Source organism: uncultured Cellulomonas sp. (genome assembly GCF_963527515.1).
Classification (GTDB): Bacteria; Actinomycetota; Actinomycetes; order Actinomycetales; family Cellulomonadaceae; genus Cellulomonas.
The window spans coordinates 1-6569 of record NZ_CAURTV010000148.1; the positions used below are offsets into that span (position 1 = coordinate 1).

At 72.6% G+C, this 6569-nt stretch carries 8 protein-coding genes and 1 pseudogene; 2 read left to right on the forward strand and 7 right to left on the reverse strand.

Translation table 11 applies throughout. The annotated features are described in order from the left end of the window. The coding region (locus RYN42_RS19090) for a LysR family transcriptional regulator (RefSeq protein WP_315098877.1) at positions 1-149 on the reverse strand (149 nt) is incomplete at its 3' end. Positions 150-221: 72 nt separating this feature from the next. Here RYN42_RS19090 and RYN42_RS19095 point away from each other — a divergent pair. Next, positions 222-1025, forward strand: a pseudogene (locus RYN42_RS19095) (EamA family transporter); the annotation flags it as partial. A 74-nt stretch (positions 1026-1099) separates the two neighbouring features. On the opposite strand, the gene ispF reads toward RYN42_RS19095, so the two are convergent. Genes ispF through RYN42_RS19110 form a run of 3 tightly spaced genes read right to left on the reverse strand, consistent with a single transcriptional unit; the run spans position 1100 to position 2821 of the window. Then, positions 1100-1582: a 2-C-methyl-D-erythritol 2,4-cyclodiphosphate synthase gene (ispF, locus tag RYN42_RS19100; RefSeq protein ID WP_315098861.1), complete on the reverse strand. Its 483-nt coding sequence runs from the start codon at positions 1580-1582 to the stop codon at positions 1100-1102. Then, on the reverse strand, positions 1579-2325 hold the full coding sequence (gene ispD / locus RYN42_RS19105) for a 2-C-methyl-D-erythritol 4-phosphate cytidylyltransferase (protein WP_315098864.1): 747 nt from the start codon (positions 2323-2325) through the stop codon (positions 1579-1581). The genes ispF and ispD overlap by 4 nt, the downstream gene beginning before the upstream one ends. Before the next feature lie 13 nt (positions 2326-2338). Beyond that, positions 2339-2821: a CarD family transcriptional regulator gene (locus tag RYN42_RS19110; RefSeq protein ID WP_175348798.1), complete on the reverse strand. Its 483-nt coding sequence runs from the start codon at positions 2819-2821 to the stop codon at positions 2339-2341. A 226-nt stretch (positions 2822-3047) separates the two neighbouring features. On the opposite strand from RYN42_RS19110, the gene RYN42_RS19115 reads away from it, so the two are divergent. After that, positions 3048-3551, forward strand: a complete 504-nt coding sequence (locus tag RYN42_RS19115; RefSeq protein WP_315098866.1) for a hypothetical protein — start codon at positions 3048-3050, stop codon at positions 3549-3551. A gap of 55 nt (positions 3552-3606) precedes the next feature. Here the strand turns inward: RYN42_RS19115 and pstB are convergent, their stop codons facing one another. Genes pstB through pstC form a run of 3 tightly spaced genes read right to left on the reverse strand, consistent with a single transcriptional unit; the run spans position 3607 to position 6358 of the window. Beyond that, complete coding sequence (gene pstB, locus RYN42_RS19120) at positions 3607-4386, reverse strand: phosphate ABC transporter ATP-binding protein PstB (RefSeq protein ID WP_315098868.1); 780 nt, start codon at positions 4384-4386, stop codon at positions 3607-3609. 11 nt (positions 4387-4397) lie between these two features. Continuing rightward, entirely contained in the window at positions 4398-5351 is a 954-nt protein-coding gene (gene pstA / locus RYN42_RS19125; RefSeq protein WP_315098871.1) for a phosphate ABC transporter permease PstA, read from the reverse strand. Next, positions 5351-6358, reverse strand: coding sequence for a phosphate ABC transporter permease subunit PstC (gene pstC, locus RYN42_RS19130; RefSeq protein ID WP_315098874.1), 1008 nt, complete (start codon positions 6356-6358; stop codon positions 5351-5353). Before pstC ends, pstA begins: the two co-directional genes overlap by 1 nt. Positions 6359-6569: the final 211 nt, after the last annotated feature.

Below are 6569 nucleotides of genomic sequence, written 5' to 3' on the forward strand. Positions count from 1 at the left end.
CGCTCGGTCAGCGGCACGCCGACCTCGCGCTGCAGCAGCGCGAGCTGCTGAGACACCGCCGACGGCGTCACGTGCAGCACGGCCGCGGCCGCGGTCACTCCGCCCTGCGTGCCGACCGTGCGGAGGCTCTCCAGGGCGCGGGGGTCCATGCAGCGATGCTACATCGTCGTGTCATCACTATTCGATGGTGCTGCACGGTCTCGGAGACGCATGCTCGCTCCATGCCCACCCGCGACCGCCTGCTCGCCGCGCTCGTCGCCGTCTGCTGGGGCCTGAACTTCCCGGCCATCCACCTGTCCCTGGAGCAGTTCCCGCCGTTCTTCCTGGCGGCGCTCCGGTTCGCCCTCATCGCCGTGCCCACGCTGCTCCTCGTCCCCCGGCCGACCGCACCCTGGCGGTGGATCGGTCTGTACGGGCTCGGGTTCGGGGTGCTCCAGTTCGTGTTCCTCTACCTCGCCATGGACAGCGGGATGCCGACGGGGCTGGCCTCGCTGGTGCTGCAGTCGTCGGCGCCCTTCACCGTGCTCCTGGCCGGGGTGTTCCTGCGCGAGCGGATCAGCGTGCGCCAGGGTGCCGGCATCCTGCTCGCGGTGGCCGGCCTGGCGGGCATCGCCGTGCACCGCGCCGGGCTGGCCGGCGGCGCGACGCTGGTCCCCGTGCTGCTCACCCTGTGCGGCGGGCTTGCCTGGGCGGTCGGCAACCTGGGCAACCGCCGGGCGGTGCAGGCGCAGCCGGGCGAGCCGTTCCGGCTCATGCTCTGGATGTCCGTCGTCCCCCCGCTGCCGCTGCTGGCGCTCTCACTCGGGGTCGAGGGGCCTGAGCGGATCGCGGGGTCGTTCCAGGGGCTGGGCAGCACGCAGGGGCTGCTCGCGCTCGCCGGGCTGCTGTTCACGGTGGTCGTCGCGACGCTGGTCGGCTCCGGGCTGTGGACCACGCTCATGGGCCGGCACCCGTCCAGCACGGTGGCACCGTTCTCCATGCTGGTCCCCGTGGTGGGCATCGGGGCGTCCTGGCTGCTGCTGCGCGAGCCGACGTCGACGGTCGAGCTCGCCTGGGGCGCGCTGGTGATCGCCGGGGTGCTGGTCGGCAGCACCCGCCGTCAGACCACCAGGGCCGTGGCGATCGCCGCGACGCCGTCCCCGCGGCCGGTCAGCCCGAGCCCGTCGGTGGTGGTCGCCGAGACGGTCACCGGGGCGCCGATCGCCGCCGACAGCGCCGACTCCGCCTCCGCGCGCCGCTGACCGATCTTCGGCCGGTTCCCGATCACCTGGACCGCGACGTTCCCGATGGTGAACCCCGCCGCGCGCACGCGCCGCGCGGTCTCCTGGAGCAGCGCGGCCCCGGCCGCACCCGCCCACTGCGGCTCGGACGTGCCGAAGTTCGAGCCCAGGTCGCCCAGGCCGGCCGCGGACAGCAGCGCGTCGGCAGCGGCGTGCGCGGCGACGTCGGCGTCGGAGTGACCGGCCAGCGGTCGCTCGCCGGGCCACGACAGGCCGGCCAGGTGCAGCACGGCACCCGGCGCGGGGTCGGCGTCGTAGGCGTGCACGTCGACGCCGATCCCGGTGCGGGGCAGGGTGCTCACTCGTCGCTCTCCGTCGGCAGGGCGGCGATCGCGAGATCGCGCGCGGTGGTGATCTTGGCGGCGCGCTCGTCGCCCGCGACCACCCACACCGGCTCCCCCAGCCGTTCGACCAGGCCGGCGTCGTCCGAGGCGGCGAGGGCCTCGTCGTGCGCGTCGTCGGCCCCGTGCGCGTGCGCCCGCAGCAGCAGCTCCCGGGTGAACCCCTGCGGCGTCTGGACCGCGCGCAGCTCGGCGCGCGGGACGGTCTCGACCACGGGCTCGACGGTGACGCCGCGGTGCGGGGCGACGCGCTTGACCGTGTCGGTCACCGGCAGCCCCGGGACGACCGCGGGGTGCCCGTCGCGCACGGCGTCGATCACCCGGGCGACCAGCGACGGGGGCGCCAGCGGGCGCGCGGCGTCGTGCACGAGGACGACGTCCACGTCCTGCCCTCGCGGGTCCCCGACGAGCGCGGCGAGCCCGGCGGCGACGGAGGCCTGCCGGGTGGCGCCGCCCGGCACGACGAGCAGGGCGACCTGGTCGGCCAGGACGGCGAGCTCGTCGGCGATGGCAGCGACGTGGAACGCCGGCGCGGTGACCACCAGCACCCGGACGCGAGCGTCGCCCGCCGCGCGCGCTGCCAGCAGGTTGCGGGCGGCGTGCACGACGAGCGACTGACCTCCCAGCGGCACGAGGGCCTTCGGGAGGGCATGACCGAGCCTGCTGCCGCTCCCGGCGGCAGTCAGGACAGCAGCGACGCTCACCTGTCTGGCGGCGTCAGGACGCGAGGACCTCGTCGAGGATCGCTTCGGCCTTCTCCTCTTCGGTGTGCTCGGCGAGTGCGAGCTCCGAGACGAGGATCTGGCGGGCCTTGGCGAGCATGCGCTTCTCGCCCGCCGACAGGCCGCGGTCGGCGTCCCGGCGCGAGAGGTCGCGGACGACCTCCGCCACCTTGATGACGTCGCCCGACGCGAGCTTCTCGAGGTTCGCCTTGTAGCGACGCGACCAGTTGGTCGGCTCCTCGGTGTACGGCGCCCGGAGGACCTCGAACACCTTGTCGAGACCTTCCTGCCCCACGACGTCGCGCACGCCCACCAGATCGACGTTCTCCGCCGGGACCTCGATGGTGAGATCTCCTTGAGCGACCTTCAGCTTGAGGTACAGCTTCTCCTCGCCGCGGATGGTCCTGCTCTTGATCTCTTCGATCAATGCCGCACCGTGGTGCGGATAGACAACGGTCTCCCCAACAGTGAAAGTCATCTGCAGGTGTCCCCTTTCGCAGACAGGTATCTTATCACGGCGATTTCCGCCTTTTGCCGCGTGATTACCGACATCTGCGCAGGTCACCGACCCGTCGGGACGGCGCGTGCGCCCTGCAGGTCGGAGGCCCCGCGGGCGGGGAGGAGTCCCGGGCGGCGGCTAGGCTGGGCCCCGACGGAGTGACCCGTCGACACGCCCGCAGCGCCCGACGCCCCGAGGAGTCATCGTGACCTCGCCCCGCCCCCGCACCCTCCGGGCTGCCGCCCTCACCGCCGGCCTCGCCGTCGCCGGCCTCGCTCTCGCCGGGTGCTCCGCGACCAACCAGATCACCACCGAGGACCAGTACTCCGCCTCCGACGGCGTGCGCGTGACGCTCGGTGACGTCCGGGGCAGCAACCTCCTGGTGCTCTCCGCGGGCGAGGGTCAGGACGGCGCGCTGCAGGGCGGGCTGGTCAACGACGGCACCGAGGACCGCTCGGTCACCCTCGCGGTGGGCGACGAGGAGACGACCGTCGAGCTGGGCCCGCGGGAGACGGTGCTGCTGGGCACGGGTCGCGCGGATGACGACCGCTTCACCGAGGTGATGTTCCCGGCGCTCGAGGCCATGCCCGGCGGGCTGCTGACGGTCACGGTGTCGACGCCCGAGTCGGGCTCGGTCGAGGTCAGGGTGCCCGTGCTCGACGGCACGCTGCCCGAGTACGCCACCTCGGTGCCGACGCCGTCCAGCTGACCCGAACGCACGGAAGGGGCCGCCCGCTGTCGGACGGCCCCTTCTGCTGTGCGTCTCAGCCGAAGCGGCCCGAGATGTAGTCCTCCGTCTGCTTCTCCCGCGGCGAGGAGAAGATCGTCGACGTCTCGTCGACCTCGACCAGCCGGCCGGGCTCACCGGTCGCGGCCAGGTTGAAGAACGCAGTCCGGTCCGAGACGCGGGCGGCCTGCTGCATGTTGTGCGTGACGATGACGATCGTGTAGTCCGCCTTCAGCTCCGCGATGAGGTCCTCGATGGCCAGCGTGGAGATCGGGTCCAGGGCCGAGCAGGGTTCGTCCATGAGGAGCACCTGCGGCTTGACCGCGATGGCGCGCGCGATGCACAGACGCTGCTGCTGCCCGCCCGACAGGCCGGAGCCGGGACGGTTCAGCCGGTCCTTGACCTCGTTCCAGAGGTTCGCGTGACGCAGCGACTGCTCCACCACGTCGTCGGCGTCGCTCTTGGAGATGCGCTTGTTGTTGAGCTTGATGCCCGCCAGCACGTTCTCCGCGATCGACATGGTCGGGAACGGGTTGGGGCGCTGGAACACCATGCCCACCTGGCGCCGGACCGCGACGGGGTCGATGTCGGAGCCGTACAGGTCCACGCCGTCCATCGCGACGGAGCCCTGCACGTGCGCGCCGGGGATGACCTCGTGCATGCGGTTGAGCGTGCGCAGGAAGGTGGACTTCCCGCAGCCCGACGGCCCGATGAACGCGGTGACCGAGCGGGGCTCGACGGCCATCTCCACGTCGGCCACGGCGCGGAAGGTGCCGTAGAAGATGTTCAGGTCCTTGACGTCGATGCGCTGTGCCATGGGGGTGTCTTTCAGCCGAGGTTCTTGGGGGCGAAGAAGCGGGTGATCAGCCGGCCGACCAGGTTGAGCAGCATGACGATGAGGATCAGCGTCAGCGCGGCCGCCCAGGCCCGGTCGTAGTTGATGGTCGGGATGCAGTCGACGGCGCCGGGGGTGCACGGCACCAGACCCTGCGAGTACTGCCGGTAGACGTAGACCGGGAGCGTCATCATCCGGCCCTCGAACAGGTTGAAGTTGATCGAGTCGATGACGCCGACGGTGATGAGCAGCGGGGCGGTCTCCCCGATGACGCGGGCGATGGCGAGCGTGATGCCGGTGCCGATGCCGGCCACCGCGGTGCGCAGCACGACCTTGATGACCACCAGCCAGCGCGGCACGCCCAGGGCGAGCGCCGCCTCGCGCAGCTCGTTGGGGACCAGCCGCAGCATCTCCTCGCAGGAGCGCACCACGACCGGGATCATCAGGACGCTGAGCGCGACCGAGCCGACGACGCCCATCCGGATGCCCGGACCGAGGATGACCGCGAACAGGGCGTAGGCGAACAGGCCGGCGACGATCGACGGGATGCCGGTCATCACGTCCACGAAGAACGTCACCCACCGCGCCAGGTGCCCGCGCCCGTACTCCACCAGGTAGATCGCCGTGAGCAGGCCGATGGGGACGGAGATCAGCGTCGCGAAGAGGGTGATCTCGAGGGTGCCGACGATGGCGTGGTAGATGCCGCCGGCGTCCATGCCGCCGAACACCCCGCGCATCGAGTGCGTGAGGAAGTAGGCGTCGAACCGGTCGACGCCGTTGGCCAGGACGGTCCAGGTGACCGACGCGAGCGGCAGCATGGCGACCACGAAGGCGCCGATGATCAGCGCGCGCATGAGGCGGTCCGTGCGGTGCCGGCGGGGGTCGACCTGCTGCAGCAGCGCGCGCAGCTCGGCGTTCTCGGCCGTGCCGAGGGTGGGCGCGGTCATCAGTTGGCTCCCGAGAAGTCCTTGCGGCGCGCGACGATCGCGCGCGCGGCCATGTTCACGACCAGGGTGATGACGAACAGCGCGAGACCGGTGGCGATCAGGGCGGAGACCCCCAGCGGGTTGGCCTCGGGGAACTGGGCGGCGATGTTGGCCGCGATCGTCTGCTGCTGGCCGGCCGCGAGCAGCTGGAACGAGTAGAGGAACCCGGGCGACAGGATCATCAGGACCGCCATGGTCTCGCCGAGCGCGCGGCCGAGGCCGAGCATCGCGGCGGACACGATCCCCGAGCGGGCGAACGGCAGCACCGCGACGCGGACCATCTCCCAGCGCGTGGCGCCCAGGGCGAGGGCGGCCTCCTCGTGCAGGCGCGGGGTCTGCAGGAACACCTCGCGGCTGACGGCGGTGATGATCGGCAGGATCATGACGGCCAGCACGATGCCCACGGTCATCAGCACGCGGGCGGTCGGCGAGACGGTGCCGGAGAACAGCGGGATCCAGCCGAGGTAGGTGTGCAGCCAGGCCCAGACCGGCTTCACCATCGGCGCCAGCACCAGGCCGCCCCACAGGCCGTAGACGACCGACGGGATGGCGGCGAGCAGGTCGACCAGGTAGCCCAGGCCCGAGGCGAGCCGGCGCGGCGCGTAGTGGGAGATGAACAGGGCGATCCCCAGGGCGACCGGCGTCGCGATCACGAGGGCGAGCGCCGCCGCGAGGACCGTGCCGAAGATCAGGGGCCCGACGAAGTCGAGCAGGGAGGTCGCCTCGCCCATCCAGCTGACCTTGTCGGTCAGCTCGGCCGCGGGCGTCGTCAGCGCGGGCCAGGCGCGGAGCACGAGGAAGGCGGCCACCGCGACGAGCACGACGAGGATGAGGGCGCCGGCACCGGTGGCGGTCCACCGGAAGACCCGGCTGGCTCCCCGGTCGACGACGCGCGTGCGTCGCCGCACGGGCGCCGGCGCGAGCGTCGGGCTCGGCGGCGACGCCGGCGGGCTCTGGGTGCTGGTCACTTCTCTCCTGCGTCTCGTCGTGGGTCGTGCGTCCGCCGGTGGCCGGCCCGTCTCCCCCCGGGACAGGCCCGCCACCGGCGGGGTGGTGGGGGGGGCGCGGGCGCCCCCCCCCCCGTTCGGGCGGGGGGGGCCCCGGGGGGCCGGGGAGCCCGCCGCGGCCGAGCTGGCGCACAACCCCCGGTCGCAGTCCGTCCGGCTCCGCGCCGCCGAG

Coding starts and splice junctions, on each gene's coding strand:
- pstA (WP_315098871.1), bottom strand. CDS start 5,351: ATGACCGCGCCCACCCTCGGCACGGCCGAGAACGCCGAGCTGCGCGCG.
- RYN42_RS19110 (WP_175348798.1), bottom strand. CDS start 2,821: ATGACTTTCACTGTTGGGGAGACCGTTGTCTATCCGCACCACGGTGCG.
- pstB (WP_315098868.1), bottom strand. CDS start 4,386: ATGGCACAGCGCATCGACGTCAAGGACCTGAACATCTTCTACGGCACC.